Below are 26,335 nucleotides of genomic sequence, written 5' to 3'. Positions count from 1 at the left end.
AAGCTGCTTTTTTTGGCAGCTTTTTATTTTGACCTTATGTGTTTATTGCTCAGCTTTCACCCTATCATCTGAGAAGAATAACTTAGGAAATCATCTAATTTGAATTATCTTTTTGCAGACTTAAGGTTTCGTCACATTTATGTTATTACCTATAATTTTATCAACTAGAAAAATTCTCCTACGTACTATAAAATCAATCGAGAAGAATTAGATAATAAGTATTCAGACTGTAAAATATGAAGCTATTTAAATATATAATTTACGCATTTATCGCCATTATCGTGGTAAGCCTGATTGTGTTGATCATTCAACCAGAACAATCTCAGGCATTAAGACCAGATTCCCAACCCAAAGTTAGAACCTCTAATTCAAATGCTAGCATCGTTGCAGAACCGACCGAACCAAATGCTATCGTTCTAGAGACAATCAAACCAGATGAAATTAAAGCGGCATTAACCTCAGAACAGATCAGTATTTTGCCTCCTTTTATTCAGGCTCTACCCAAAGACCCTGCTGAAGTGGACAGTAATGGTAACGGTATACGTGACGACCTTGAAGTCTATATTGGATACAAGTTTCCTTACCAGCCTAAAAAGAGAGCGGTCTACGTGCAGATGGTCAGCATTGTAGACAAAATGGCAAAAGAAAGAGGTAGAGGACGGATCTCAAGGCAGTATTCTATCTTTCACGAAGAGAATCATGCTATTCAATGCTGGTACGACAGCGGGTTTAGTGAGGACGAACTCACTCAATTTAAAGCATTAGTACTCAATAACAGCTATCGTCGCGAAAGCTATCAAGCGACGATTGATGTTCGACAAGATTTAGACCAAGACATCATCGAATCTTTGGATCTTTCTGAGAAGCCTTGCGATCAAATGATGAAAGAATATCAAATGGCATTACAGGAATGGAAACCAGAGTGAAAGTAAGACTAAATGAATACCGAGCTAGAAAACTTGCTACCCATCAATAAAGACATGAACAAGCATACACAAATGCGTATGCTTGTTTTTTCGTAAATAGACAACATAAAATCATTCGTTTCTATTCGTAAAAAAGCCCCCGCATTTCTGCGGAGGCTTTAAAAGATGGTGCCCCGGGCCGGACTTGAACCGGCACAGCGCGAACGCCGAGGGATTTTAAATCCCTTGTGTCTACCAATTCCACCACCAGGGCACGCAATTCTGGATTGCGATGCGTCTAACTGTATTGAGTTGACACCATCTATGTTATTGAAGCAAATTCAATAACTAAAACTTGTTTCTATACGAGATTGTTCTCTCGTGTGGCGGCTAATTTACCCACTTTTAGAATTACGTCAAGTATAATTCTTTGATTAGGTGTTCAACCGAACAAAAATTGACTTGTTCGCTTCATTTTCACGCTATTTCGTCATTACAATACGTCTTTTATAATTAACACCACAAGCTCACTTGGCCCATGAGCACCATAGGCAAGAGTTTGTTGAATGTCTGCCGTTTTCGAAGGGCCAGAGATCAATAGTGCGTTGGTTGGTATTGAATTCGTCCAATTCTGTGTGGCCATCACTTCAGAAAAATTGCTCATTATCATCGACTCTTCAATCACCGCAATATGACATGGCGGCACAAGAGACAAAGTCCTTGGTTCTTCAATGCTCGGCCACAGTACCAATGCACCCGTATCCGCAATTCCCGCTAAAACGTGCGTTACACCTACGTCGACGTTTTCAAATAACTCAGTCTTCCACTCTTCGATAGCCTTATCGAATAGCGTTGTCTCTAATTTATCTAAGCCACGAACAAAACTCTGATGATATTCTCCTGCGGTACCGATAGCGGCCGTTTTAAACGCCTTGTCCGCAACAATAGCTTGAATTGTAACGTCTAGTTCACTTTTTAGGATTCGCTTGATCTCTGTATGATTTGCTTCCATGCAGGCAATAAAACGTTCTGTTTTTTCAACCTGAGTAGGTGGTTCTACATGACCCCAAGGTTGATATTCCAACGTTTCTTTACCCATTGGTGTTACCTGTGCTTGATTTAGCTTTTCTAAGATACTGTTTCTCGCCGACTGAGAGCGCATTTTTACGTTATCACTGTTCATTTTTTATCCCTTTTATGCTCTTTCATTCTTTGATGTAATGTTTTTTCAGCCGGTTTAGGTGCCGTTCTACATTGCGTCCAAGGTCCCAATTTCTTCGGCATCAGAAAGCGAAATGTCGTCGCCGAACGGGTGCCAAAATGATACATGGTTGGATGCGTTGCCGCATATGCAAAGCTTTTTATGGCCAGTGCTTCTGTTTTGCTTTTGGCCGATTGTTGTCCTTTAAGTGGAAACGTCCCTTCTTGTTCCGAATTCTTCGCTTCTCGCCTTAAGCGCTGTAGCATTTCAGGAATAGGTATTCGGACTGGACACACCTCACCACACGCTCCACAAAGACTAGACGCGGTCACAAGGTCCTTGGTTTTATCTAAACCTAATAGATGTGGCGAAATAATTTTTCCGATCGGCCCCGGATAAACGGTACCATAAGCGTGACCGCCTATTTTTGTGTAGACAGGGCAATGATTCATACACGCACCACAACGAATACATTGAAGCGTTTTTCTTAACTCTTCGTCTCGGTAAGCCTGAGTTCTCCCGTTATCTAACAGCACAAGATGAACCTGTTCTGGGCCATCTTTTTCACCCCGCTTTCTCGGGGATGTAATCATATTAAAATAGGTGCTAATAGCCTGCCCGGTAGCCGAGCGAGTTAACGCACTATAAAGCGGAGGCACATCAGATAAAAACTCAACGACCTTTTCTATTCCTGTTATGGCGATATGGACATTAGGCACCGTCGTCGTCATCCGACCATTACCTTCATTCTCAACCAAGCATAAGGTTCCCGTTTCTGCCACCGCGAAATTAACACCTGAAAGTCCAATATCCGCATCATGAAACTTACGGCGTAATCGAGTACGGCCCGTTTGAATCAGCTCGTCAACATCAACAGTAGGTGTAAAATTATCTAGGTTTTGTTCGAAGGTATCGCTGACTTCCTGCTTATTTTTATGTATCGCTGGCATGATAATATGAGAAGGCTTATCGCCATCAAGTTGTACGATATATTCTCCCATATCGCTTTCTAAACACTCTATACCCAGCTTTGCCATTTCATGGTTGAGTTCTATCTCTTCACTCACCATCGACTTACCCTTGATGATGAATTTCCCCTGCACATTATTGGCAATGCCTGCAATAATATCGTTGGCTTGCTCTGCGTCTTCTGCCCAATGAACTAGTATGCCATTGCTGATGCAATTGCGCTCCAATTGTTCAAGCAATGTCGGTAGTTTACTTAAACAGCGCTGCCTTATCGCCTCTGAAAGGTCACGAATCGCTTTCTCTTCGTCCAAATCCGAAAAGGCCGTTTTTCGCTTGTCTCGCAGGTAATCCATCGCGCCACGAAAGTTGGCACGTAGTTGTTTATCTTGAAGTGCTACGTGGGCTTGCTGATGAAAATTCTGTGGAGTTTGTGACATTAATTCGCTCCCCTTATTCTTTCGATCAAGAAACTCGCGATGTGTTGTCCACGAATCGCTTTCCCTTGGTATTCATACGCTCCATTAATATTGAGCAAACAACCCCAATCAGCACTCACCAATCTATCTGCGTTCGTCGCTTCTATGTGCTTGGTTTTGTCCTCAACCATGGATTGACTTATATCTGGATGCCTAACTGAAAAGGTGCCACCAAACCCACAACATTCCTCTTCATAATCTTGCATCTTCAGCTCAACATTCTTTAACTGATCTAATAGCTGGGTCGATGTGACATGCACGTTCATTTCCCGTCTTGCCGCGCAAGAGGTGTGCATCACGACGCTGCTTGGTTCTCCTTGATCAATTAACTTTGTCCTGCATACATTGACGAGGAACTCTGTCAGTTCAAATACTCGTTCGCAAAACTGGTTTACCTTTTGTTCTTGTTCATCCCCCTTAAACAGGCGGCTGTAGTGATGATGCATCATTCCACCACAAGAGCCGGACAAAACCACGACGGGATATTGCTCTGGAAATAATGCGATTTGACTCAACGCCACACGCTTCGCTTCATCATCATAACCAGAGGTATAAGCTGGCTGTCCGCAACACGTCTGCTTTTCAACAAAGATAACCTCTAGCCCCTCTTTTTCCATAAGGCGTATCGCATCTAATCCTGCATCTGGGTCAAACATATCCACTAGACAAGTGGCGTAAAAATAGACTTTATTTGGCTTCATCGGGTAGATACGCATGTACTAATACCTCATTGCATTTGTCTTGATTTAATTATTGTTGTGTTCACTTTTTCTACGATAACGCTTTCCTTTTTTGCGATATAGAGAAATAATGAAAATAATTATTTCTAAATTGAACATAATGTATGAATGCAGACGATTTATTACTCTTTGCCCAAGTCGTTGAACTCAACAGTTTTAGCAAAGCCGCAGAGAAAAATAACCTTACAAACTCGGTAGTTAGTAAAAGAATCACCCGATTGGAGAAAGAACTTGGCGTTGCTTTGTTATACCGTACCACTAGGAAACTGACTCTCACTGAAGCGGGATCAACCTTGTTAGAACATGCGCAAACTGTGAAACAAGCGGTGTTCGACGGCCAAGATGCACTTTCAGGTTATGGCGAAAAAATCAGCGGTAATATAAAAATGTCTGTTCCTACTATTTCCGGTCGACTTGTTTTAGCCGACACCATCGCAGAATTTTGTAATCTTTATCCCGGCATTAACATTGAGATGAACCTCAACAACCGGTTTGTTGATCTTGTTGGAGAAGGTTACGATTTGGTCATACGTACTGGCCATTTGGAAGACTCGAGCTTAATAGCACGGCACATTACTGATTCGCAATGGGTTGTTTGTGCTTCTCCTGAATACATTCAAGCTAAAGGCCGTCCTTTTATTCCAAATGATCTTGTTAAGCATAACTGCCTTAAATATACCTATCAAACAAGTGGTGCGACCGAGTGGGAATTCAAAGGCAAAAATGGCGATTATATTGTTACCATTACCGGTAACTTTTCAACCGATGATGCTTCAGCACTCCGCAGGGCTACGCTAGGTGGACGAGGCATTGCTTACATGCCATCGGTCCTAGTCTATGACGACATCGTTGCTGGAAATTTGGTCGATATCTTTCCTGACTTAGTTGCAAAAAAACTAGGCATCTATGCCGTATATCCTTACACCAAACAGGTCCCCAAAAAAATACAATTACTCATCGAGCACATTAGAGATAAATACCACTCAATTATCCATGTGTTTTAGATACTCTTCGAGACCTCTTACACTACTTTCTCACATGATGAAAATTATAGTATAAAGCCCACTTTCTAGTGGGCTTTATTAGATTAATTGATCAGCTTTATGTCCTACTTTACCAATCATATTAATGATGTGACTAACCTGACATTGGTGTTATATCAATTCGATGCCATTGTCTTTCGCAACGTCGGCAAAGGTATCATTCAAGAACTTGACGTTTGTATAACCTTTCTTCGTTAATAGTGTATAACCAAGAGACGCACGAGCTCCACCAACGCAGTGTAGAATAACCAGTTTGTCTTTCGGGATCTTCGCTAAGTTTTGGTCGAGTTCACCTAATGGAATATTGATGGAACCTAATACTGCACCGTGGCTAACTTCAGCCGTATCGCGGACATCAATAATCATAGCTGTACCTTCTTTGGCTGCCTTCACAAACGCCGTTTCTTCTATTGCGCCTTTAGCCAGTTTTTTCTCATAAACCAATTCTGTCGCGACATTATCTTGTGGTAGATTCGCCGCCATCCACCCTTCCATACCTTCTTTTAAGATAACGACATTTTTAAATTTCCAAAACGTTAATATCTCATAGGCTTCAATGGCTTCATCTGCATCCGCTGTATCTGCAACTATGATGATAGGTGCTTTTTTGTCCCTAAGATTAAAAATAGTACGCTTGTTTGTTGCCACCTTTTCCTTGTTCATTTTGTCATGCATTGCGACGAGTTCTTCAGAAGGAAGCGTAACAGCCCCTTTAATCGAAGATGCAGGGTTAGAACGCACGTCTAAAATAACATGGTGCTTATCTAGGTTCTTTTTAACCCAGTCAGCGTTCACGTGAGAAGGATAAACCTCACCTTTCCATGCAGGAAAACCTTCTACATAGGCTTTTACGTTGGTGTAACCATTTTCCATAGCAATCTTAAGAGCCGCAGGGCTTAGCGGACAAGTAACACCACCACAGTAGAATACAATCAATGCATCCTTATTTTTAGGTAGCCAATTAAGGTTTTCCTTAAGTTTATTAGATGGAGTCGATTTAGACGTAGGAAGATGGCCTACATTATAGACATTTGGTGGGCGAGCATCACCGATAAATACCGGTGCTCCTTCATCAAGCAATTCAGATAAAGTGTCGGTATCAATTACCTGTTCTGGTGGTAACTTAACCAGTATTCTCTTAATCTTGGTGGCAACACCATTGTCGTCTAGTGTCGCTTTAAATTTGGTGTTTTTAGTAAGTTCTTTAAACGACTCAGCGTCTACTAATTTAGTTTGGTCGGTAAATTTGATGACCGTGACTTCTTTCGTTTTAGGATTTAAGTATTGAATAACTTTCGCATTGGTAGAAATGGACTGAATTTTACCGACCACTTCTTCGGCCATTAGCGACATTGGCGCTAACAGCAAGGATGTAATAATCAGGGAATGTTTAAACATTTGGTTCCTCCAAATTGTCATCTGTAATCTAGCAGTTTAAAAGAAAAGACGTGTCTTTCTTAACTTGGACTTCTATCAATAATAATCAAAGAAAAATGGCGATTGTGGTGTGCAATAGATCACTATATTCTAATATTCTTATTAGCTAAATTCTGTATTTTTGATAGACCACACACTTAATATGGTTTATCTGAAAAAATAAGGGCCGTTTATCACTAAACGGCCCTTATTTTTAATATTTGTATCTTAGCAACAGCCTAATATCTTCAGCCTCTTCTACCGGATTCATACCGTAAGACATGGCAGTCTGCATGTCGTATGGTGCAGACGCGCTGCCAAAAAATCCGTTGCTTCCACTGTAATCATATTTGATCTTGGTATACCTGACTTGCGCTACCCAAGCATCGTCAATAATAGGCAGATTGTAATAAAACTCTATTGCATCCCCTCTTGCAGCAAGCTTTGACCCAATAACCGTGTCTTCACCATAGGTGAATGAACGCCAGTACTCAGACCCATGGTTGAACTCGACTCCGAAGGAGTCATCTTCCATAAAGCCGGGAACGTTAACGCCTAACCAATACGAGTAACCTGTCTCTTTCTCTGTAGAACCTAGCATTGCCATGCCTGCAGAAGGATCGGTTTGAGATACCGCGTAAGAAGCAAAAATACGAGTATTGTCTAGGAAATCATTAATCAATTCGCCGATACCGTTCATTTCAAATGAAACTGTCGCGTTATTTAGATTACCGAAATCGTAAAACGTTGGCGCCTCACCCATTCCGATTTTTTGAGCGTCATAGCCTATCAAGTTTGACGCCGTATAGACCATAGCTTTTAGATCATATTGGCCGTCATCGTATGGGGTGAAAATGAAACCGACGAAATCGATGTTATCTGTTGCATCTTCGCTCGTGGCGTAATCGGTGCCAGACATTGTGAAACGTGTTGTAGTATTAGATAAGCCTCGTCCCGCACATAACTTGATTGCCGCTCCCGGGATACCAGTTAGCTCGTCCCATTTTGTATTTAGACTAAGTCCATCAAATTCAACGTTTATAGAATGGCCCAATGGAGATTGTGCTTCGTCAAACCCTTCGCGACGATTCACTAGAAAACCATCTGTTGAAGGCCTTCTCCCTAAACTAAATGACCATCCCATGTCGTCTACTCCCATAAACTGTTCACCTAAATAGAGGAAGTAAGCTTGACGCACATTTAACGAATTATCATTCGTCGGGTTTTCATTAACGACCCAGTCAAAATCAGCGTAACCACTTTGTGTAAAGGATTCGCCAAACGCTTTGTTATAGGATAATTGACCAATGAACGACAGGTTATCGTTGTATTGGTAACCCATATTGATCCATAACCTGTTGGTCAAAAGATCGCTGTTTTTTGCGGTGCTCCCATCAGCCATTTTGTACTCAATTGAGTCCATAGTGACGCGATAATCAACACCAAACTTGAGATTTTGACCCGCATTCTCAATTTTCATTTCTCGTACTTGAGCTTTTAGCTCATCAATTTGTACCTGAAGGTCCTCTTCAGCCTGAACGGAGGGTGCAAGAACCAGCATCACCGCTGCTGAAAGTGGTAATAGTTTCATAATAATATTCTCATATCTATTTGGTAGGAACTGAATGCACTAAGATTATTTTGTTAAGTCGTTCTCCACCATAAAGCGCATTCAATGACAAATTATGAATAAATTTCTATCGTTATCTCTTTCCTGATAACTGATCTAATTAGTTGCAGCTAGCGAGTTCTCCACTATCTGCCGCGTATTTAATAGCAAAATCAGCAATATGCGGTGCGATTTTTTGAAAATCTTCGCTGGCTAAAAATTCAGCGGATTCTGGATGTTTTTTGCTATATGTCTTGATAAACCTCTTTGCATCTTTTTTGAAATAACGTTTCCATTCCACTTTTAGATGTTGCTCCGCAAAATCCTGTCCGTTATAGCTAAAATAGGGACGCAAATATTTTAAGTAATATTGTTGTCCCTTGGCTGCATCAGCAAATGCACCAAATGACATCATTGAGACTAACAGACCCAAAATTATTTTTTTCATGGTAAAACCCTCTGCTTTTTTATTTTAAAATTCTTTATTACTCTTTTTACTCTTTACCCGACAACATCGCTTTCATATGGCTTGATAGCTTTTGGCCAAGTGTAATTAAATACAAATGCACAACGAGGAAAGCGATAACCGAATAAGCACAAAACGTGTGGATTATCGCCACTGTGCCTATGTGATCAATAAAACCTGCGGCTCGCAGTTCCGGGAAGAAAAAGAAAATCAGTCCAGTCACTATCTGCAATGGTATCAGGACAAATAGCACGCCAAGATAGGCCATTCTTTGTAGTGGATTAAATTTGTTTTCTGGTGACATATGATGAGGATGTGGTTCACCAACAAACACACCATATAAGTAGAATCGCAAGACTCCGTCGATTCCTTTCATATCTGGTACAAATTGCTTCCACTCGCCAGTAGTAAATACCCAAGTAAAGATAAGCACGACGAGCGCGGCCCAGATAAACCCCGCAAAGTGGTGGAAATGAGAACTCTTTCCAAACCCTAATAGATCGATAGTTCCGTGAAGCTCTAGACCGGTCACAATCAGCAGCAATACTAATGCCGCTTGACCCCAATGCCAGAAACGTTCAAACCGTTTAAATATTACAACTGTTTTGTTCATCATAAATTCCTGTAATAGTTACTTCTGGTTAGTCTGTTGTTTACGGCGACGAATAGTGAGTATTCTTCCTAGCGTGTGTAAAATCACACCGGCTAGCCCACCCCAAATTGCGATAACTCCAAACCATTCGACTAGAGTATTGCTGTCGCGGCCGACAAGATAAAAATCATTCAGTCCGTTCAGTCGACTTTCATTGCTATGGCAAGCTGAACATTTCACGGCTTGATCCGCTGGTGCAACCATGTGTTTGATAGGCCAATAGCCGTTAGTTTCAACGAAGTCGTAATTGCCGCTGAATTCGACGTGGTTCAGTTTTGCGCCGGCCTCGAGTGCCTTATCCCAATCCAATGTTGTCCAAAGTGCGCCCGATGATGCTTTACCGTAAAGTTTAATCGGCAATATTCTGTTCAGTTCGGTGTCGTAAGGTTGGTTACCTTTGTGAATCTTAAATGGCCAGATACGTGCTTCAGGATCGTCATAACTACCAGAGGGAGGATTGATATCAATAGGTGCATTATTAGGGTCGATGGTATCGAGCAGAGTCATCTGCTTGAGTTCACCTTTGTACCAACGGTATTCAGGAACGACATTTTTACCCCATGTAAATGTTCCTTTTTTACTCATATAAGAGTGGTTTTCCACGCCATCAAAAACCTGATCTTCTACATACGGTTTACCGTCTTTTGTTTTTCCTGCTGTCGACCAATCCCACGAAAGTTTGGTTAAGTAAGCCCCACGAGCCATCTCTGGTATATGACACGACGTACACGCCACTTTCGCTGTATGATTGTCAATATCTCTATCTTGGTGTGGCGTTGCGCTATGACATGATTCACAAGAGACGTTATTTCCGTCTCGGTCGTCGCGCCCCATATTTAGGTCATGATCCACAAAGGCTTTGCGGTCATTGTAGCGACCTGAAATCTTATGGTCGCTTGTGGTATGGCAGTCCTGACATGCAAAGTCGAGTTTCTCTGGGCTCATATGTACATCTAATGCAAACTCAGGTTGAACGAGAGACATATCAGTATCGCCGTGTTTAACGCCGTTACCACCGCCACCGTTCGCATGACATGCTAAGCAATTTTCTCGCTCTGGATTACCCACATGTGTCGCCACATAAGACAGGTCTACCGCTTTTTGCAACTTGCCACCAATTATCTGGTCTTCATAATATGGATGACCCGATGATGCCGCTGATTTTTTGTAGGTACCGGTTGTATCATGGCATACAAGGCAATCAACGTTCTCTTCTGCTTCTAAATCAAAGTCTTCATTACGCCATCCAAAACCGATGTGACATTGCGTACAGCTTTCGTTTCCTTTTGCCGATACACAATAGTTATTAAAGCCATTCTGAGCCTTACCGACTTTTACACCGTCAACCTCTTTGGACCAGGTCCAGTGAAATGTCTGGTGTAGTTGTTTAGACGCTTCGGTATGACATTCTAAGCACGCCTCAGTCACGTCAGGAGCGTAATCAAACTCTTGCTTTAGCACCTCAAACGTAGAGTGATCTGCCGTACTCGTTATCGAGCTTATTTCTCGTTTTTGCGTCGTGCTCTCCGCTACCCCTGATGCCATGGATAAACCAGCCCAAGAATAGAGTACGACCACCAGCATGATTAATTTTTTCATTTAAAACGTTACCTCTTGGTCAGCATATTCCCATTTAATAGAACAGCTCGGGCTTAAATCCTTTAAAGCTAATGTAGTGTTATATGTAATGCTTATATTTATAATTTAGAACTATCGCTTGAAACAACTAATGACCAAAATAAATAAATTGAACACCAAACAATAAGAAAAAACTAAAACACTTAAAGCTTATATACGTATTACTAATATAATACTAATGTCCATAACTTATCCATGGTTTTTTAAAAGTTCAGCGAAACCTTATAACTAGATCACATACTGTGGCGATAATTCTCATTTCCAAAAATTGATCCCTATCAATGATTCTCTATTTATTCATTAATAACAATCAGTTATAATTACAGTATTGTTATTGGCATATGCTAGTAAAGTGCATCTATAATCCTAAGGTAGTAGAAAAATTGAGGTCTATTCAGGTCCAAATCTTGGTCAATTTTCCGCATGATTTGTTATCTTAAATAACGTTTTGACCGCAAATTTCAATCGTGCTATTTCTCTTCTCATTTTTTAGTTATGACTCCATTCACTTTCTATTCATTTAGTCTCAGATATACTTAAAGAAATTTACTGAGCCGATGACGTTATGCCCAAACTTAAAGTATTCAACTTACTCTTAATATCGCTACTTTCTTGCTCTGTTTCCGCCTCTAATTCAGAGGAGAACGGCCATATGTTGATTCAAGATGAATTTCGTACTGGCACCAGTATCGAATTCGATGAGGATCAAGATGAGGTATATGATGCGGTTAAGAGAGGATTGATTAAGCCTTTTTCCGAGTTATATAGCGCTGTCGATCAACAGTTAAACGGCAGATTGATAAAGGTTGAACTCGATGAAGACGACGATGAATGGGTTTACGAATTAAAAATAATTCACGAAGATAATGTCATTAAGGTCGAGTACAATGCGACAACACTTGAAATAATAGAGATAAAAGGCCGTAACTTACTGAACGTCATAAAGAAATAGAGCCATCATATGAAAATTTTAGTTGTCGAAGATAATCCACAGTTAGGTGAACAAATTGTTTCAACTCTCGAATGCGCAGGATGGGTAGCAGAGTTGGCGCAAGATGGCATTGATGCACTGTATAGAGGTACGTCTGAAGATTGGGACGCAATAGTGCTTGACCTAGGTTTGCCAAAATTAGATGGGCTCACTGTTTTAAAAGGGATACGAGATGAAAATATCAACACCCCTATCATCATCCTCAGCGCAAGAAACAGCCTATCGCACCGTGTTGAAGGCCTTAACGCTGGCGCAGATGACTACTTAACAAAGCCGTTCGAGATGGTTGAACTGGTGGCTAGGGTTCGAGCTCAGTTTCGTCGCTCTTCAGGCCAAGCCTCACCTATTCTTCAGATCGGTGATCTGAGTCTGGATACGCGATCATCAAAGGTTATGTGGCTCAGTCAGGCTGTTGAATTAACGGCCCTTGAGTACAAGGTTATTGCCTATTTTATGCACAATCGTGAAAAAGTAATCTCTCGTACCGAACTCGTTGAACATATCTACAAACAAGATTTTGACCGCGACTCCAATACTATTGAGGTGTTTGTCGGACGTATACGCAAAAAGATTGCACCAGATATAATCAAAACGGTTCGTGGGTTGGGATATCAACTCAATGCAAAGTAAGTTGATCAGCTTTAAACGCTTAAGCATTCGAGGCCGGCTCGTTTTAGCGGCCTGCTTTTGGCTAGGTGGAATGATTGTATCTGCTGGTGTTGTAATACCCAAATTAATTAATGATTACCTCCGTACTGAGGTGATTTCTCAGCTAGATTTGGCTATGGACGAGATTGCCGGCAATCTGATAGTAAACAGCAGTGGTCAACTCACACTTACAGACAGTTTGTCGGACCCTAGATTTAAACAACCGTACAGTGGCGTCTATTGGAATGTAACTGGTTTTAGTCATACGCTACGTTCTCGATCTCTGTGGGACAAAAATATAGAATCAAGAGACAATCAACACTCTTTTGAACTGTTTGGCGCCAAGGGCGAAAAATTACTCTTTATTTCTAAAACAATCTATATACCTGACATAACCGAGCCATTGAACGTAATTGTTGGGGTAGATCAAAATCCACTTGATGATACGCTAGAAATGGTTATCGGCCAGCTTTGGTTAATTTTGTTGCTTCTTTTTGTTGGCATTCTTATTTTTATTTTACTCCAGGTTTCTTGGTCGTTACGACCATTAAACACACTCCAAGACGAGCTGAAGTCTCTAGAAAAAGGTAAGATCGACACCATTACAGGTGACTATCCTGCCGAAGTTTCACCATTAGTTGCTGACCTTAATGCACTGCTCTTTCACTACCAAGAGTTACTGCATAGAGCGCGAAACCATGCCGGTAATCTTTCTCATTCAATCAAAACACCTCTATCAGTATTAAATAATCAAGTTGCCGAGTTATCCGATCCGTCACGTGAAGATTTAATGCATTCGATAAAGCAGGTTCAATCGCAGATCGATTATCATCTCAGTAAGGCGCGAATGGCTGGTTCTATGAACATCTTGTCAGTTAAATCAAATCCTTCTGAACGCATAGACGCAATATCGAGCGCATTTGATAAAGTATATTCGTCTCGCAATCTAGTACTAGTGAATGAACTAGACCATGACTTCGAGGTAGCTATTGAACAAACCGATCTCGATGAGATATTAGGTAACGTGGTTGAGAATGCGTACAAATGGGCCACTACGCTTATACGTATTCACGCGGTAGTAGAGCAAGACTCGCTGACACTTTTTATTGATGATGACGGAATAGGCATTGCCCAGAATCAACTCAATGACATTGTAAAAAGAGGGTATAGGTTAGATGAATCAACACCAGGGTCCGGTTTAGGCCTCAACATTGTGTCTGAAATGATCCATAGTTACCGCGGGGATCTGTCATTTGATAGAAGTAATCTTGGTGGGTTGAGGGTCATACTCAAGTTAGCCCTTGCCCCATAAAAAGGTCAACGCCACCGACAAAACACCATAATAATCTCTTCCTCTTCGAAGAGAAAGATGACAATACGCCTGCAAATAAAGCGCCAAACTTTATTAGGTCACTCCAGCAGCAGGCATTTCGTTGCCATGAACAATAATATTATAGTATCTGAATCTGTTCAGCTTCAATCTCTGGCGTGCTTCCACCTTCGAACTCGCCATATATTCGCAATTTAGTTTCCGCAGTAATAGGAGCGGCTAGATTAATGTCATCATCCAGTTCAACTTCTATCTCTGCTTCTCCATCTGAAAAAATATACGTATCTTTTCGCGTCTGTCGTATCAAGTAGCCTTCCACAATGACCTCTTTTTCTGTGAACATACTTGAATCACTTAATAGGGATTTTACCGATGTGAGGTCCACCGGGCCGTTGAAATTAATCATTTTATTCTGATGGTCGTTGCCCGCCATTACGATTGCTGGCATTAGAATTAGCGAAGCCGCTACGGTTACAATTGTCTTTTTCATTCTATTTCCTCAGTTCACTCTCTGTTTTGATGGTGTTATTAAAACACGTTGATATTGAACCGAGGCTGAGTGATTCATTCATTTTGAGTTCATTGCGAAAAGTATCGAAGGTGTGTCTTCACCTATTTATCTACTTATATTCCCTGTGTTAACAAAAAAACCTCCTGAGATACGCTCTCAAGAGGTTTTTGTTATTTGAAATCTAAATGATTAGGCGACCGATGCTTCGAGTATTATACGACTTTCTTCAAGCGTAATTGCTCGATGCTCACCAAGTGCAACCATACCGTGCGCTTCAAGGTTCGCAAGAACACTTTGAATCGTGGTTGCTTTATCTGATCCATGCTCAGACAGCTGCGTTGCGACATCTAAACTGTGATAGAAGGCTTCGATTGCTTCTATCGTTCTTTCCGCTAAATCGCTGCCTGATTCTAGAGCGAACACATTTGTACCCATTTGCTCTAGTTTTGCTCGTTTTACTTCAATCTGGTTGCGATACAATGCAGGTTGAATGATAGCAAGTGAACGAGCGTGATCAACGCCATATAACGCGGTTAATTCATGGCCGATCATATGCGTTGCCCAGTCCTGGTCCACACCAGCACCGATTAAACCTGATAGTGCCTGATTTGCTGTCCACATTAGGTTACTACGCCAACCATCATTGTCACGATTGTTATAGTCTTTTGCTAAGGTCATTAGGTTACGTAAAAGCACTTCTGAGTAACCATCTTGAACCATTGCACCCTCTTTTTGCGTCGAGACATACAACTCACACGTATGTACCCACGCGTCTACCAATCCATTTCTCAGTTGGCGTTCAGGAAGCGACTTCATGGTATCTGGGTCTAATACGGCAAAAATAGGCTGAACCGCTGGTGAACCAAACGGAAGTTTCGTTTTAGTCGCCGCTTTAGTTAATACCGCGCCTGCGTTCGATTCTGAACCTGTTGCAGGGAGAGTTAATACCGCAGCAAGAGGCACCGCTTCTGTAACTTTATGTTTACCTAATAGGATATCCCAACCATCACCATCATATTTTGCCGCTGCAACGGCGTATTTAGAACCATCAATAACCGAGCCCCCGCCAACAGCGAGAACGAAATCTATTGCCTGTTCTTTAATTATTGCAACCGCTTTATCCATCGTTTCTACTGTTGGGTTAGGCTCAACACCTGAAAACTCTTGCCACTGGTGCTCAGACAATGCCGCCACAACTTGATCATAAACGCCATTGCTCTTAATCGAGCCACCGCCGTAGATAACCAATACTTTTTTGTCTGTTGGTATCTGTTGTTTTATTGCGGCTATCTGACCTTGGCCAAACATTATCGTTGTTGAGTTCCCATAGGTAAATTCCATGATTTTCTCCATCGTTTAATTCTGATTATATAGGTAGCAGTGAGCGAACACTCGACTCTTGCATTGCATATTACTGACAATCATACTGTAGATGAATACCTATTTATGTCAAATAGTTGCCCAAAAGTATCATTTTTGTTATTTTGAACAGATATTAATGAAAAGGTTCACCATGAAGCAATTCGTCCGTTATATGGATTCATACGTTGATAACAAACAATTGGGTCAGCTCGAAGGCTTAGTTAACACGGTGATACCGGGTGTCAAATTTTATCGATCAGGTAGATCACGTCCAAGAGAGCCCCTTGTCTATGAGTCAGGAATAGTCGTTATCGGTCAAGGTATCAAGAACATTTATCTCGGTGAACACAAAATGACATATGGCCAAGGCGATTTTGTTGTGTTCGGTGTCCCACTGCCACTTGAATGTGAATCCGAAGCAGAAAATAACAAACCAATAATGGGCCTTAAGATCGATATAGCACCAAAACAACTCCATTCGATAATAAACCATATTGACCAATACGACTCCGAAATTATTGCCCCCTTAAGCCGCAGCTGCCTTGGTATGAACTGCATGTCAATGTCTGATCCATTAGAAGATGCCTTTTCGAGGCTTATGAAGGTTTTACAGCATGATTCAGAAGCCGAATTTCTTGGGGAAGACATCGTAAAAGAAATCATCTATCGAGTGCTCAAAGGTCCGATGGGACATATCTTATATGAACGGGCGAATACTGAAGGTAATTATGCAAAGCTTGCAAAAGTTTTGGACCGATTGCATTCAGATTATGCGTCACCACTCACGGTCGATGAACTCGCTGCTGAGGCCTTTATGAGTGTCCCCGCCTTTCATCGTGTATTTAAGCAGGTGACAACGGAGTCCCCTCTTCAATACCTGAAGAAAGTCCGATTAAGCAAGGCTCGCGATTTGATCATGCTTGATGGATGCCGCGCATCTGAAGCCGCACGTATTGTTGGCTACAATAGTGCTTCGCAATTTAGCCGTGAGTTTAAGCGCCATTTCAACTATTCACCCGGAGCCACTCAAGCCCACGCGGTTTAATTTAGGAATGACGAACGTTGATGGCATTAAGGCCTAGACGTAAAAAAGCCCTAGCATTTCTGCTAAGGCTTTTACAAATTGGAGCGACACATCGGGTTCGAACCGATGACCTCAACCTTGGCAAGCGTTTCTTCTCTACCATGTTATGCACTTCATTATATCCTTGTGCCCCATTATTCGCTGGGCGGAGGAAGAGAATGACGAACGTTGATGGCGTTGAGGCCTAGACGTAAAAAAGCCCTAGCATTTCTGCTAAGGCTTTTACAAATTGGAGCGACACATCGGGTTCGAACCGATGACCTCAACCTTGGCAAGCGTTTCTCCTCTACCATGTTATGCACTTCATTATATCCTTGTGCCCCATTATTCGCTGGGCGGAGGAAGAGAATGACGAACGTTGATGGCGTTGAGGCCTAGACGTAAAAAAGCCCTAGCATTTCTGCTAAGGCTTTTACAAATTGGAGCGACACATCGGGTTCGAACCGATGACCTCAACCTTGGCAAGCGTTTCTCCTCTACCATGTTATGCACTTCATTATATCCTTGTGCCCCATTATTCGCTGGGCGGAGGAAGAGAATGACGAACGTTGATGGCGTTGAGGCTTAGACGTAAAAAAGCCCTAGCATTTCTGCTAAGGCTTTTACAAATTGGAGCGACACATCGGGTTCGAACCGATGACCTCAACCTTGGCAAGGTTGCGCTCTACCAACTGAGCTAGTGTCGCAGTGCTGTATTCATAGAATACAGACTTTATTAGATGGTGCCCCGGGCCGGACTTGAACCGGCACAGCGCGAACGCCGAGGGATTTTAAATCCCTTGTGTCTACCAATTCCACCACCAGGGCACGCAATTCTTTCTTGCTATGCTACTAACTGATTTTAGTTAGACACCATCTTGATACTGACGAGTCAATATCGCAAATTTCGTTTCTATAAAGCGTTTAACTTCGCTTCCAGAACAGGGCTGTACTTTACTGGATTCAGAAAATGAGTCAACCAAAAATTATTAACTTTTTAACCGTATGACTATTTTTTAATCTCAAAGAGGAAAAAATAGTCATTTAGAATTAAAACTACATAGAAAGCGTCAACTTACCGGGGTTACTATTTTTTAATGCGTTAAGCGCTTCACCATCTAGTTGGACATTTGCAAACCAATAAGGTGCGTGTTTATCTACAAACGCTGAACTTCTGCCTAGCATGTCATAGATAGCAAATGCCCTAGCCTGCCCTAGTGCAACACCATGCAGGCTTCTCTTCAATATAGGTGTATCAGATACGTCTTCCAGCAAAGCACCCCGTAGGTGCAAGACTCGTTGATCCCATTCAATATGCTGAACTATCCTTTCGGTCAATAGCCTATCTAGTTTATAAATAACATTAGGCAATACAGCTAATGTTGGTTTTACTTCTGCGCACGCAAAATAAGATTCCATGTCTTCATTCTCTCTGCACTCTTTCATTACGCTGACAAGCGCGTCTTCAAAGAATTGCGAAAAATAATTACAAATGGCGATTTGCGCTAAAGAACGGATGGTTCCGAGAAGAATACCTTCGTCTGGCTCCTTATACCCTGCTTTTACTAAGCGTAGTCTCGTGACGTTCGCGGTAACAATCAGTTGCTGCCATAACTTAGGTGACATTATTTTAGTATTTTTATCTGACCATCTGAGTAACGGTTTCGCCATGAGTACTGGAAATAGCCTACGGCAGTTATTTATACCGATATAACCAATGGCAATGTTAGGGTCGTTCGTGTGTTTGGGGGATTTACCAAGTAACTCACAAAACTTCGAATTACCAACCAGATCAAGTACATTAGATTTAAGCGACTGGCTTAACGCTGTTAATGAACCCAGCTTTGAAAAATTTAATGAAGCTGAATAAGCAAATGAACTGAAATGGTCAAACTGCGGAAAGCCCCAAATAAGTCTATCAACCGATAATGTAGAAAGCTTCTCTATCATCAACCTCTCTGTTTTCATTGCTACACGTGTTACCACTTTATCTAAAATGAATTGTCGCTCTTCTAATCGCTCTTGCCTTTCAATTACTTTTAATTTTTCGCACTGCAAAAGCACCCTTTGATTTTCCGTGATACGTTCTTTTTCTTCAAAAATAACCGATTCACAATACTCACCTTGAGCGCTTAATATGGTGTCTACATCAGCTTGATCTACCAAATATCGCATACTAACAAGCCATTGAGCATGTCGAATTAAAGTCTGCTCAGCTATTTTTCTAGCGACACTCTCAGCTTCGGTGTTGTACCGTTTATTCGTGAATAATCGTTCGGCTGTACTTTCTTTAGGCAATTGTTTTTCCGGTATATAAAGATAACAGGTTAATACCTGTAACATGTATTAACAATTACAGCACATAAACAATGATTGTGTTAATTGGTGGCTTTATTCAGACATAAACGCATAGTCTTCTAATCACATTAATCCAGCAGGAAACGTAATTCACACGGCTGACACAAATACTTTCTAAAAATATCATTTTTATTTTTACACATAATATCAATTGGTTAATTATCAATTAATCCTTACGCAGCATAGGGTTACATATGTTCGTCCCAAAAATCATGCGTTGTACTACCATAATCGCCAACTTCAGAAACCACAGTAATGCTAAAAAGACTTGAACTGCGTCACAAAATCGTCTACAAATTAGGCATTATGTTTGGTATCTATAGGAAAAATAAATGTTGAAGAAGCGCTTTTTTAAAACTAAAGACGAAGTAGAAGTAACATTCGAGTGGCCTCAAAGTGAAGAAACCAGTGTCGCAATCGCAGGTGATTTCAATAGTTGGGAAGCGACTCCAATGAAATTGAACAAAAAGAACAAAGCATTCACTCTAAAGCTTCGTTTGCCAAAAGGCGACACGTTCCAATTTCGCTATCTAATCGATGGTGAAAGCTGGGAGAACGATCAAGCTGCAGATGACTATGTAAGAAATAGCTTTGGCACTGACAACAGTCTAATTTCGACAGTAGAAGCTGCATAGTAGGCGGAAACAATCATATTCCAAAAGGAAGCACTTGTGCTTCCTTTTTTGATTCTACTGTTTGGTATTGATCGCTATTGTTTCATCAATATCCAGACGTAAAAAAGCCCTAGCATTTCTGCTAAGGCTTTATTACAAATTGGAGCGATACATCGGGTTCGAACCGATGACCTCAACCTTGGCAAGGTTGCGCTCTACCAACTGAGCTAGTATCGCAATTCATTCCATAAAGAAATGGAGGCGCGTCCCGGAATCGAACCGAGGTCCACGGATTTGCAATCCGCTGCATAGCCTCTCTGCCAACGCGCCGTTGTATCTCTTCTTGCCAGAGAAACTTATTCAGTTCCTCTTGAGTACGGGAGGCATTTTACGGATTCACCGAGGTGAGTCAACACTATTTTTATTTTTTTGTATCGTTTGGTTACTTTGCGATCAGTTCTGCTAAGATTGATTACTTTAGTAGCATAAATTCGCTATAAATCCGTAAGATAACTTGCCAGTTCTCGTACCCAATACCCTACTTACCTTCTTTAGAGACAAAAAAAGCGAGCCACTGCTCGCCTTTAAATCACTCTCAAACTTATTGGTGTTTCTTATCTAACAGGTCACCCTTCGCTGCCGCTAGATATTGAATCATAGACCAATAAGTTAGTATCGTTGCAATATAAAGTGCCGCATAACCAACCCAAACCATCCAATCATCATAACGCCATATTAACACCCATAAAGCAAACATCTGCGCCACGGTTTTGACTTTCCCAACCCATGAAACCGCCACACTAGCTCGCTTGCCAATTTCTGCCATCCATTCTCGCAATGCAGATATAATGATCTCTCGTGAAATCATGGTGACAGCTGGAATGGTTATCCAGATAGTCTCGTAATGCTCGGTAATTAAAATAAGAGCTGTTGCGACCATTACCTTATCGGCAACAGGATCAAGAAAAGCACCGAAGCGAGAAGTTTGACCCAGTTTACGGGCGAGCATGCCATCGAAATAATCTGTGACAGCAGCAAACCAAAAGACCATTGCCGCAGCAAAAGGAGCCCAACTGTAGGGAAGATAAAAAACAATGACCAAAACTGGTATTAACGCCAATCGTAATAAAGTAAGTATATTTGGTATGGTAAAACGCATTATAGTTAGCTCTTGTAAACCGCGAGGTAATGGTGCGGGAAAAATACTATTCTTTCAATGACTGATGTATCTTTTCTGCTAAAGAAAGACTAATTCCCGGTATTTTGCTTATATCTTCTACACTTGCTCGCTTGAGTTCCTGAAGCCCACCCATAAATTTGAGCAATGATTGGCGTCTTTTGGGCCCGATACCCTCAATGCCTTCTAAAGAACTGGTTCTTCTCGTCTTCGCACGTTTTGCTCTATGCCCGGCAATTGCATGATTATGACTTTCGTCTCTAATATGTTGAATTAAATGTAAAGCAGGCGCGTCACTTGGCAGATTAAACTCATCGCCTTCAATCGTAATCAATGTTTCTAGGCCGGGCTTTCTCGTTACACCTTTTGCAATACCAATAAGCCTTGGACGTTTGGGCCAATCTTCCCAATGGGAAGAAAGAATCTGATGCGCGCGATTGAGTTGGCCTTTACCACCGTCAACGAAAACAATATCAGGGATTTTCTCCACATCCAGCTGTTTACTATACCGTCTATCCAGAACTTGTCCCATCGCCGCATAATCATCCCCACCCGTGATACCCGTTATGTTATAACGTCTATACTCTGACTTGACTGGCCCTTCATGGTTAAATACAACGCAAGAAGCGATGGTACTTTCACCCATCGTGTGGCTTATATCAAAACACTCCATGCGACGAATTGATTCGATGCCTAGTTCATCTTGTAGAGCCGATACGCGCTGGTTAATCGTCATCTTGTGATTTATTTTGGTTGTAATGGCGGTCAACGCATTGGTATTGGCAAGTTTTAAGTACTGCCCACGGGTCCCTGTTGGATCTTGATGGAATGATACTTTCCGCCCTGCTAGCTTAGTGAGCGCTTCTTGCAATGGTTCACCTTCGGTAAACAGCCCTTTATTTAGCACAATACGAGTAGGTATGGTACGCGCTTCATTGTGTCCAAGATAATACTGACTCAAAAAGCTATAAAACACTTCTTCTCTTTCCGTGTTATTAGGTATCTTGGGAAAGTGGCTTCGGCTGCCTAATATTTTGCCTTGTCTAACCATCAATATATGAATACACGCTAGCCCGTTTTCTTGCGCGAATCCTAAAATATCTAAGTCATCCATACTATCTTCAGAGACAAACTGTTGTTCTTGCACTCTTCTTATTGCCTGGATTTGATCTCTTAGTTTTGCTGCATCTTCAAATCGAAGCGCTATACTAGCTTGCTCCATCTTGTCGACAAGTTCAGAGATAACCTGCTTGTCTTTGCCTTGCAAAAACAGCCGAACCATACCAACGAGTTCTGAGTACTCATCATCGCTAATGAGATTAGACACACATGGCGCCGCACAACGTCCGATTTGATACATTAAGCAAGGCCGAGTGCGATTACCATAAACGGTATCTTCACATTGTCTTACTGGGAATATTTTTTGTATCAAATGCAATGTTTCTCTAACAGCCCCTGAGTCGGGATACGGACCAAAATACTCACCCTTACGTTTTTTGGCACCTCGGTGAGAGGACAAACGGGGATGCTTATGGGCGCTTATGAAAATATAGGGGTAGGATTTATCATCTCGTAACAACACATTATATTTCGGCAAATACTGCTTAATATAGTTGTGCTCAAGAATCAGAGCTTCCGTTTCCGTATGGGTAACAGTAACGTCAATCTTTACGATATGGCTAACTAAAGCGCGCGTTTTTTCACCGTCAACATTTTTACGAAAGTAACTAGAAAGCCTTTTTTTAAGGTCTTTTGCTTTACCCACATAAATAATATCAGACTCGGCGTTATACATTCTGTATACGCCGGGCTGATTTGTGACAGTATTTAGAAAAGAGGATGAATCAAAACTGTTCGACACTACAATGTCTCAGTATCTAGCATTCCATGACGAATGGCCAAATGAGTTAACTCCACATCACCATTGATATCTAATTTACTGAACAATCTATAGCGATAGCTGTTGACTGTTTTAGGGCTCAGATTTAGTTGCTCTGAAATATCCGTTACTCTTTGTCCTTTCGTAATCATCAGCATGATCTGTAACTCACGCTCCGAAAGATCTTTAAACGGATTTTCAGATGCTGAAGAAAACTGACTTAATGCCATCTGTTGAGCAATTTCCGGGGAAATATAGCGTTGTCCGCTATGGACCATTCGAATCGCGTTCACCATTTCGTCTGGGGCAGCCCCCTTTGTAAGATAACCAGCAGCCCCTGCTTGCATTACCTTTGTCGGAAATGGATTTTCAGTATGTACCGTCAATACAATGATTTTTACATCAGGATTAAACCGTAATATTTTTTTTGTCGCTTCCAAACCGCCAATACCCGGCATATTCATGTCCATGAGTATGACGTCCGCATGATTGTTGCGACACCATTTTACAGAATTTTCACCGCTTTCAGCTTCCCCTGCTACGTTCATTCCACGGACGTCTTCAATTATACGTCTTATCCCTGTGCGAACTAGCTCGTGATCATCTACAAGGAAAACATTTATCAAACTTGTATCTCCACACTACCAACCTCTGCTAACCGAATCTCAATTTGAGAAATGGTACGCAATACTATAACGATTTTAACCTATTTTAGACAAGAATGCTTAACTACATATGAGTCGTAGCACAAACTTTCATTATTTTTTATAGTGACTATTTATCAACTAATTAATTTAACGCCGATTTTTATATCAATCGTTAATTATTCGATACAACACTACGCTACCAACTGGCTATTTGCCAACAATAATTGCTACTATCCAAGCATGTTCAGTACCTAAGGCTACAAATTGAATCTACAAAAAGGGTTTATCCTTACACGCCACGCCCGAGATATCAAAGGGTCAACTTTGATTGAGCTGTGGCTAAATACACCTGAGGGGCCAACTCAACTAAAGATTCAATCTGAAAAAAGCCTTTTTTTCATAAAAGCCACTGACTTGTCAAAAGTCCAAAGCCTTTGCTTGGAACACAGACAGAAATTAGAATTTAAGCCGCTTGAATTAAAAGACTTTCTACAAAACGCGGTCGTCGCTTGTTACAGCGAAAACCAATACCTAAAAACCCAAATCTTAACTCTGCTCACCTCTAATGATATCGAAACAATCGAATCCGACGTTCGCCTAGCAGATCGATATTTGATGGAACGATTTATTCAAGGGGGCATTGAGTTTACCGGTTATAAAACAGCAAAGAATGGCTACACCCAGATAACGCAAGCGAAATGCCGTAAGGGTGCGTACCACCCAAACCTAAGCTATGTCTCATTGGATATTGAATGTTCAGAAAATGGCATTCTATATTCCGTCGGATTGGCTTCACCTCTTGATAATCGTGTGATTATGATTGGCTCACCAGAACCTTGCGAAACTCCAGTTCAATGGGTTGAAAATGAAAAGATGTTGTTAGTCGCACTCATAGATTGGTTTAAACACTACGACCCAGACCTCATTCTTGGTTGGATGGTGGTGGATTTTGATTTCAGGTTATTAGTCAAACGGGCCGAATGGCATGGACTTAAACTCGCCATTGGTAGAGGAAATCAAAATGCTTATTTCAGGCAATCCAACCAAACGCAACAGGGGTTCATTTCTATTCCTGGTAGAGTGGTATTGGATGGTATTGATACGCTTAAAACCGCCACCTATTCGTTCCGTTCTTGGTCTTTAGAGTCCGTTTCTCAAGAACTGCTTTCCGAAGGTAAGGCAATACATAACGTCCACGACAGAATGGCAGAAATAAACAACATGTTCCGCCATAACAAACCGGCATTAGCAAAATACAATTTGCAAGACTGTGTGTTAGTAAATCGAATTTTCCAACATACTCATCTAATAGAATTTGTCATTGAACGTTCAAGGTTAACTGGTATAGAACTAGACCGCATGGGTGGATCAGTCGCCGCATTCACTAATCTATATTTGCCACAGCTTCACCGGGCTGGCTACGTAGCCCCTAGCCTTCAGAGCGAAAACTGGCAGGCCAGTCCTGGTGGTTACGTGATGGATTCTTTACCGGGATTGTACGATTCTGTTTTGGTACTGGATTTTAAGAGCCTTTATCCTTCTATCATCCGTTCGTTCTTAATTGACCCTCTAGGGTTAGTAGAAGGCCTCAAACTGACAGCAGGGAATAAACAAGACCAAGCGGTAGAAGGATTTGTTGGTGGGCAGTTTCACCGAACCAAGCACTTTCTCCCAAAAATGATAGAAGATTTATGGTCAGCGAGAGATAATGCCAAGAAAAACAATGAGAAAGCTTTTTCGCAAGCCATAAAAATCATTATGAATTCTTTTTACGGTGTACTCGGCTCGTCTGGATGTCGTTTTTTCGATGTCCGCCTTGCTTCCTCTATAACCATGCGCGGACATGAAATAATGAAGCGCACAAAGCAGTTAATCGAACAAAAAGGGTACATTGTTATTTATGGTGATACTGACTCAACCTTTGTCTCCCTGACCCGCGCCTTACCGACATCTGAAGCAGACGAAATAGGCAAAGAATTAATCGATCATATAAACGATTGGTGGACCAACCATATACAGCAGAAATATGGTCTCAGCTCTTGTTTAGAGCTCGAGTATGAAACCCATTACCGAAAATTTTTGATGCCAACGATTCGAGGTTCCGAAACAGGTTCTAAGAAACGTTATGCCGGACTTATTGGCGAGGGTAAGGCGGAACATATTGTATTCAAAGGGCTAGAAAGTGTGCGCACCGACTGGACGGTATTATCTCAGCAGTTCCAGCAAGAACTCTACGAAATGATTTTTCATGATATTGATCCAACTGACTATATTCGTCGTTATGTAGAAGCAACACTCAATGGTGAATATGACGATAAACTTACCTACCAGAAAAGGTTGAGGCGTAAGCTCAGCGAGTATCAAAAAAACGTACCACCTCAAGTTAAAGCGGCTCGTATGGCAGATGAAATTAATGCAAAATTAGGCAGACCTCTTCAATATCAAAACCGAGGTCGTATCGAATACGTAATAACGTTAAACGGGCCGGAACCAGAAGAATACAGACAGAGTGCCATTGATTATCAGCATTACATTGATAAGCAACTATTGCCCGTTGCCGATGCAATATTGCCCTTTATCGGGCTTGACTTTGAGAGCATAAACGCGCCACAGTTGGGCCTATTTTGATCTCAGTGAACC

At 41.5% G+C, this 26,335-nt stretch carries 22 protein-coding genes and 5 tRNA genes; 8 read left to right on the top strand and 19 right to left on the bottom strand.

Annotated elements, in window-relative coordinates; genetic code table 11:
- The first annotated feature begins 236 nt into the window (after window positions 1-236).
- On the top strand, window positions 237-926 hold the full coding sequence (locus tag IUZ65_RS06850) for a hypothetical protein (protein WP_195703032.1): 690 nt from the start codon (window positions 237-239) through the stop codon (window positions 924-926).
- Window positions 927-1,092: 166 nt separating this feature from the next.
- On the opposite strand, the gene IUZ65_RS06845 is transcribed toward IUZ65_RS06850, so the two are convergent.
- The 4 genes from IUZ65_RS06845 to IUZ65_RS06830 all read right to left on the bottom strand — a co-directional run bounded on the left by IUZ65_RS06845 (window position 1,093) and on the right by IUZ65_RS06830 (window position 4,267).
- Window positions 1,093-1,179 (bottom strand) — tRNA-Leu (locus tag IUZ65_RS06845).
- 219 nt (window positions 1,180-1,398) lie between these two features.
- The gene (locus IUZ65_RS06840) at window positions 1,399-2,088 is read right to left on the bottom strand and encodes a LutC/YkgG family protein (RefSeq protein ID WP_229638000.1); all 690 of its coding nucleotides are present in this window, start codon (window positions 2,086-2,088) and stop codon (window positions 1,399-1,401) included.
- Window positions 2,085-3,512: a LutB/LldF family L-lactate oxidation iron-sulfur protein gene (locus tag IUZ65_RS06835; RefSeq protein ID WP_195703031.1), complete on the bottom strand. Its 1,428-nt coding sequence runs from the start codon at window positions 3,510-3,512 to the stop codon at window positions 2,085-2,087. The genes IUZ65_RS06840 and IUZ65_RS06835 overlap by 4 nt, the downstream gene beginning before the upstream one ends.
- Window positions 3,512-4,267, bottom strand: coding sequence for a (Fe-S)-binding protein (locus IUZ65_RS06830; protein WP_195703030.1), 756 nt, complete (start codon window positions 4,265-4,267; stop codon window positions 3,512-3,514). Before IUZ65_RS06830 ends, IUZ65_RS06835 begins: the two co-directional genes overlap by 1 nt.
- Window positions 4,268-4,395: 128 nt before the next feature.
- On the opposite strand from IUZ65_RS06830, the gene IUZ65_RS06825 reads away from it, so the two are divergent.
- Window positions 4,396-5,295 carry a LysR family transcriptional regulator gene (locus IUZ65_RS06825; RefSeq protein ID WP_195703029.1) on the top strand — a complete coding sequence of 300 codons (900 nt, stop codon included), beginning with the start codon at window positions 4,396-4,398 and terminating at the stop codon, window positions 5,293-5,295.
- A gap of 150 nt (window positions 5,296-5,445) precedes the next feature.
- Here IUZ65_RS06825 and IUZ65_RS06820 read toward each other — a convergent pair whose 3' ends face one another.
- The 5 genes from IUZ65_RS06820 to IUZ65_RS06800 form a co-directional block, all read right to left on the bottom strand.
- Window positions 5,446-6,732: a rhodanese-like domain-containing protein gene (locus IUZ65_RS06820; protein WP_195703028.1), complete on the bottom strand. Its 1,287-nt coding sequence runs from the start codon at window positions 6,730-6,732 to the stop codon at window positions 5,446-5,448.
- 232 nt (window positions 6,733-6,964) lie between these two features.
- Window positions 6,965-8,341, bottom strand: coding sequence for a DUF3373 family protein (locus IUZ65_RS06815; RefSeq protein WP_195703027.1), 1,377 nt, complete (start codon window positions 8,339-8,341; stop codon window positions 6,965-6,967).
- A gap of 139 nt (window positions 8,342-8,480) precedes the next feature.
- Entirely contained in the window at window positions 8,481-8,807 is a 327-nt protein-coding gene (locus tag IUZ65_RS06810) for a hypothetical protein (RefSeq protein ID WP_195703026.1), read from the bottom strand.
- Between the two features lie 46 nt (window positions 8,808-8,853).
- Window positions 8,854-9,441 carry a cytochrome b/b6 domain-containing protein gene (locus IUZ65_RS06805; protein WP_229637999.1) on the bottom strand — a complete coding sequence of 196 codons (588 nt, stop codon included), beginning with the start codon at window positions 9,439-9,441 and terminating at the stop codon, window positions 8,854-8,856.
- Window positions 9,442-9,456: 15 nt separating this feature from the next.
- On the bottom strand, window positions 9,457-11,076 hold the full coding sequence (locus IUZ65_RS06800; protein ID WP_195703025.1) for a tetrathionate reductase family octaheme c-type cytochrome: 1,620 nt from the start codon (window positions 11,074-11,076) through the stop codon (window positions 9,457-9,459).
- 604 nt (window positions 11,077-11,680) lie between these two features.
- Here IUZ65_RS06800 and IUZ65_RS06795 point away from each other — a divergent pair.
- Genes IUZ65_RS06795 through IUZ65_RS06785 form a run of 3 tightly spaced genes read left to right on the top strand, consistent with a single transcriptional unit; the run spans window position 11,681 to window position 14,066 of the window.
- Complete coding sequence (locus IUZ65_RS06795) at window positions 11,681-12,067, top strand: PepSY domain-containing protein (RefSeq protein WP_195703024.1); 387 nt, start codon at window positions 11,681-11,683, stop codon at window positions 12,065-12,067.
- A 9-nt stretch (window positions 12,068-12,076) separates the two neighbouring features.
- Window positions 12,077-12,736, top strand: a complete 660-nt coding sequence (locus IUZ65_RS06790) for a response regulator transcription factor (protein ID WP_195703023.1) — start codon at window positions 12,077-12,079, stop codon at window positions 12,734-12,736.
- Complete coding sequence (locus IUZ65_RS06785; protein WP_195703022.1) at window positions 12,726-14,066, top strand: ATP-binding protein; 1,341 nt, start codon at window positions 12,726-12,728, stop codon at window positions 14,064-14,066. Before IUZ65_RS06790 ends, IUZ65_RS06785 begins: the two co-directional genes overlap by 11 nt.
- Before the next feature lie 139 nt (window positions 14,067-14,205).
- Here IUZ65_RS06785 and IUZ65_RS06780 read toward each other — a convergent pair whose 3' ends face one another.
- Together IUZ65_RS06780 and IUZ65_RS06775 are read right to left on the bottom strand one after the other, a co-directional pair.
- Entirely contained in the window at window positions 14,206-14,574 is a 369-nt protein-coding gene (locus IUZ65_RS06780) for a YgiW/YdeI family stress tolerance OB fold protein (protein WP_195703021.1), read from the bottom strand.
- A 210-nt stretch (window positions 14,575-14,784) separates the two neighbouring features.
- A complete protein-coding gene (locus IUZ65_RS06775) occupies window positions 14,785-15,936 on the bottom strand; it encodes an iron-containing alcohol dehydrogenase (RefSeq protein WP_195703020.1) in 1,152 nt (383 codons plus the stop codon).
- Window positions 15,937-16,108: 172 nt separating this feature from the next.
- Here IUZ65_RS06775 and IUZ65_RS06770 point away from each other — a divergent pair, with 172 nt between their 5' ends.
- Window positions 16,109-17,002, top strand: coding sequence for an AraC family transcriptional regulator (locus IUZ65_RS06770; protein ID WP_195703019.1), 894 nt, complete (start codon window positions 16,109-16,111; stop codon window positions 17,000-17,002).
- Between the two features lie 649 nt (window positions 17,003-17,651).
- On the opposite strand, the gene IUZ65_RS06765 is transcribed toward IUZ65_RS06770, so the two are convergent.
- From IUZ65_RS06765 to IUZ65_RS06755, 3 genes are all read right to left on the bottom strand, one after another.
- Window positions 17,652-17,727 (bottom strand) — tRNA-Gly (locus tag IUZ65_RS06765).
- A 34-nt stretch (window positions 17,728-17,761) separates the two neighbouring features.
- Window positions 17,762-17,848, bottom strand: a tRNA-Leu gene (locus IUZ65_RS06760).
- A 228-nt stretch (window positions 17,849-18,076) separates the two neighbouring features.
- On the bottom strand, window positions 18,077-19,318 hold the full coding sequence (locus IUZ65_RS06755) for an HDOD domain-containing protein (protein ID WP_229637998.1): 1,242 nt from the start codon (window positions 19,316-19,318) through the stop codon (window positions 18,077-18,079).
- A 392-nt stretch (window positions 19,319-19,710) separates the two neighbouring features.
- On the opposite strand from IUZ65_RS06755, the gene IUZ65_RS06750 reads away from it, so the two are divergent.
- On the top strand, window positions 19,711-20,013 hold the full coding sequence (locus IUZ65_RS06750) for an isoamylase early set domain-containing protein (RefSeq protein WP_195703017.1): 303 nt from the start codon (window positions 19,711-19,713) through the stop codon (window positions 20,011-20,013).
- 140 nt (window positions 20,014-20,153) lie between these two features.
- On the opposite strand, the gene IUZ65_RS06745 is transcribed toward IUZ65_RS06750, so the two are convergent.
- The 5 genes from IUZ65_RS06745 to uvrY form a co-directional block, all read right to left on the bottom strand.
- Window positions 20,154-20,229 (bottom strand) — tRNA-Gly (locus tag IUZ65_RS06745).
- Between the two features lie 19 nt (window positions 20,230-20,248).
- Window positions 20,249-20,322: transfer RNA gene (locus tag IUZ65_RS06740), tRNA-Cys, on the bottom strand.
- A 271-nt stretch (window positions 20,323-20,593) separates the two neighbouring features.
- A complete protein-coding gene (pgsA, locus tag IUZ65_RS06735; protein ID WP_195703016.1) occupies window positions 20,594-21,151 on the bottom strand; it encodes a CDP-diacylglycerol--glycerol-3-phosphate 3-phosphatidyltransferase in 558 nt (185 codons plus the stop codon).
- A 46-nt stretch (window positions 21,152-21,197) separates the two neighbouring features.
- Complete coding sequence (gene uvrC, locus IUZ65_RS06730) at window positions 21,198-23,030, bottom strand: excinuclease ABC subunit UvrC (protein ID WP_195703015.1); 1,833 nt, start codon at window positions 23,028-23,030, stop codon at window positions 21,198-21,200.
- A complete protein-coding gene (gene uvrY / locus IUZ65_RS06725) occupies window positions 23,030-23,674 on the bottom strand; it encodes a UvrY/SirA/GacA family response regulator transcription factor (RefSeq protein ID WP_195703014.1) in 645 nt (214 codons plus the stop codon). Before uvrY ends, uvrC begins: the two co-directional genes overlap by 1 nt.
- 285 nt (window positions 23,675-23,959) lie before the next feature.
- Between uvrY and IUZ65_RS06720 the strand changes: the two genes are divergently transcribed.
- Window positions 23,960-26,323, top strand: a complete 2,364-nt coding sequence (locus IUZ65_RS06720) for a DNA polymerase II (protein ID WP_195703013.1) — start codon at window positions 23,960-23,962, stop codon at window positions 26,321-26,323.
- Window positions 26,324-26,335 lie beyond the last annotated feature (12 nt).

Source organism: Vibrio sp. VB16, from assembly GCF_015594925.2.
Classification (GTDB): Bacteria; Pseudomonadota; Gammaproteobacteria; order Enterobacterales; family Vibrionaceae; genus Vibrio.
The sequence above is the reverse complement of the archived record's forward strand: the minus strand, read 5'-3'. Positions and strand labels throughout refer to the sequence as shown.

What these genes read in the sequence shown, in the direction of transcription:
- IUZ65_RS06850 (WP_195703032.1), top strand. Translation starts at nt 237, where the DNA reads ATGAAGCTATTTAAATATATAATTTACGCATTTATCGCCATTATCGTG.
- IUZ65_RS06840 (WP_229638000.1), bottom strand. Translation starts at nt 2,088, where the DNA reads ATGAACAGTGATAACGTAAAAATGCGCTCTCAGTCGGCGAGAAACAGT.
- IUZ65_RS06835 (WP_195703031.1), bottom strand. Translation starts at nt 3,512, where the DNA reads ATGTCACAAACTCCACAGAATTTTCATCAGCAAGCCCACGTAGCACTT.
- IUZ65_RS06830 (WP_195703030.1), bottom strand. Translation starts at nt 4,267, where the DNA reads ATGCGTATCTACCCGATGAAGCCAAATAAAGTCTATTTTTACGCCACT.
- IUZ65_RS06825 (WP_195703029.1), top strand. Translation starts at nt 4,396, where the DNA reads ATGAATGCAGACGATTTATTACTCTTTGCCCAAGTCGTTGAACTCAAC.
- IUZ65_RS06820 (WP_195703028.1), bottom strand. Translation starts at nt 6,732, where the DNA reads ATGTTTAAACATTCCCTGATTATTACATCCTTGCTGTTAGCGCCAATG.
- IUZ65_RS06815 (WP_195703027.1), bottom strand. Translation starts at nt 8,341, where the DNA reads ATGAAACTATTACCACTTTCAGCAGCGGTGATGCTGGTTCTTGCACCC.
- IUZ65_RS06810 (WP_195703026.1), bottom strand. Translation starts at nt 8,807, where the DNA reads ATGAAAAAAATAATTTTGGGTCTGTTAGTCTCAATGATGTCATTTGGT.
- IUZ65_RS06805 (WP_229637999.1), bottom strand. Translation starts at nt 9,441, where the DNA reads ATGATGAACAAAACAGTTGTAATATTTAAACGGTTTGAACGTTTCTGG.
- IUZ65_RS06800 (WP_195703025.1), bottom strand. Translation starts at nt 11,076, where the DNA reads ATGAAAAAATTAATCATGCTGGTGGTCGTACTCTATTCTTGGGCTGGT.
- IUZ65_RS06795 (WP_195703024.1), top strand. Translation starts at nt 11,681, where the DNA reads ATGCCCAAACTTAAAGTATTCAACTTACTCTTAATATCGCTACTTTCT.
- IUZ65_RS06790 (WP_195703023.1), top strand. Translation starts at nt 12,077, where the DNA reads ATGAAAATTTTAGTTGTCGAAGATAATCCACAGTTAGGTGAACAAATT.
- IUZ65_RS06785 (WP_195703022.1), top strand. Translation starts at nt 12,726, where the DNA reads ATGCAAAGTAAGTTGATCAGCTTTAAACGCTTAAGCATTCGAGGCCGG.
- IUZ65_RS06780 (WP_195703021.1), bottom strand. Translation starts at nt 14,574, where the DNA reads ATGAAAAAGACAATTGTAACCGTAGCGGCTTCGCTAATTCTAATGCCA.
- IUZ65_RS06775 (WP_195703020.1), bottom strand. Translation starts at nt 15,936, where the DNA reads ATGGAATTTACCTATGGGAACTCAACAACGATAATGTTTGGCCAAGGT.
- IUZ65_RS06770 (WP_195703019.1), top strand. Translation starts at nt 16,109, where the DNA reads ATGAAGCAATTCGTCCGTTATATGGATTCATACGTTGATAACAAACAA.
- IUZ65_RS06750 (WP_195703017.1), top strand. Translation starts at nt 19,711, where the DNA reads ATGTTGAAGAAGCGCTTTTTTAAAACTAAAGACGAAGTAGAAGTAACA.
- pgsA (WP_195703016.1), bottom strand. Translation starts at nt 21,151, where the DNA reads ATGCGTTTTACCATACCAAATATACTTACTTTATTACGATTGGCGTTA.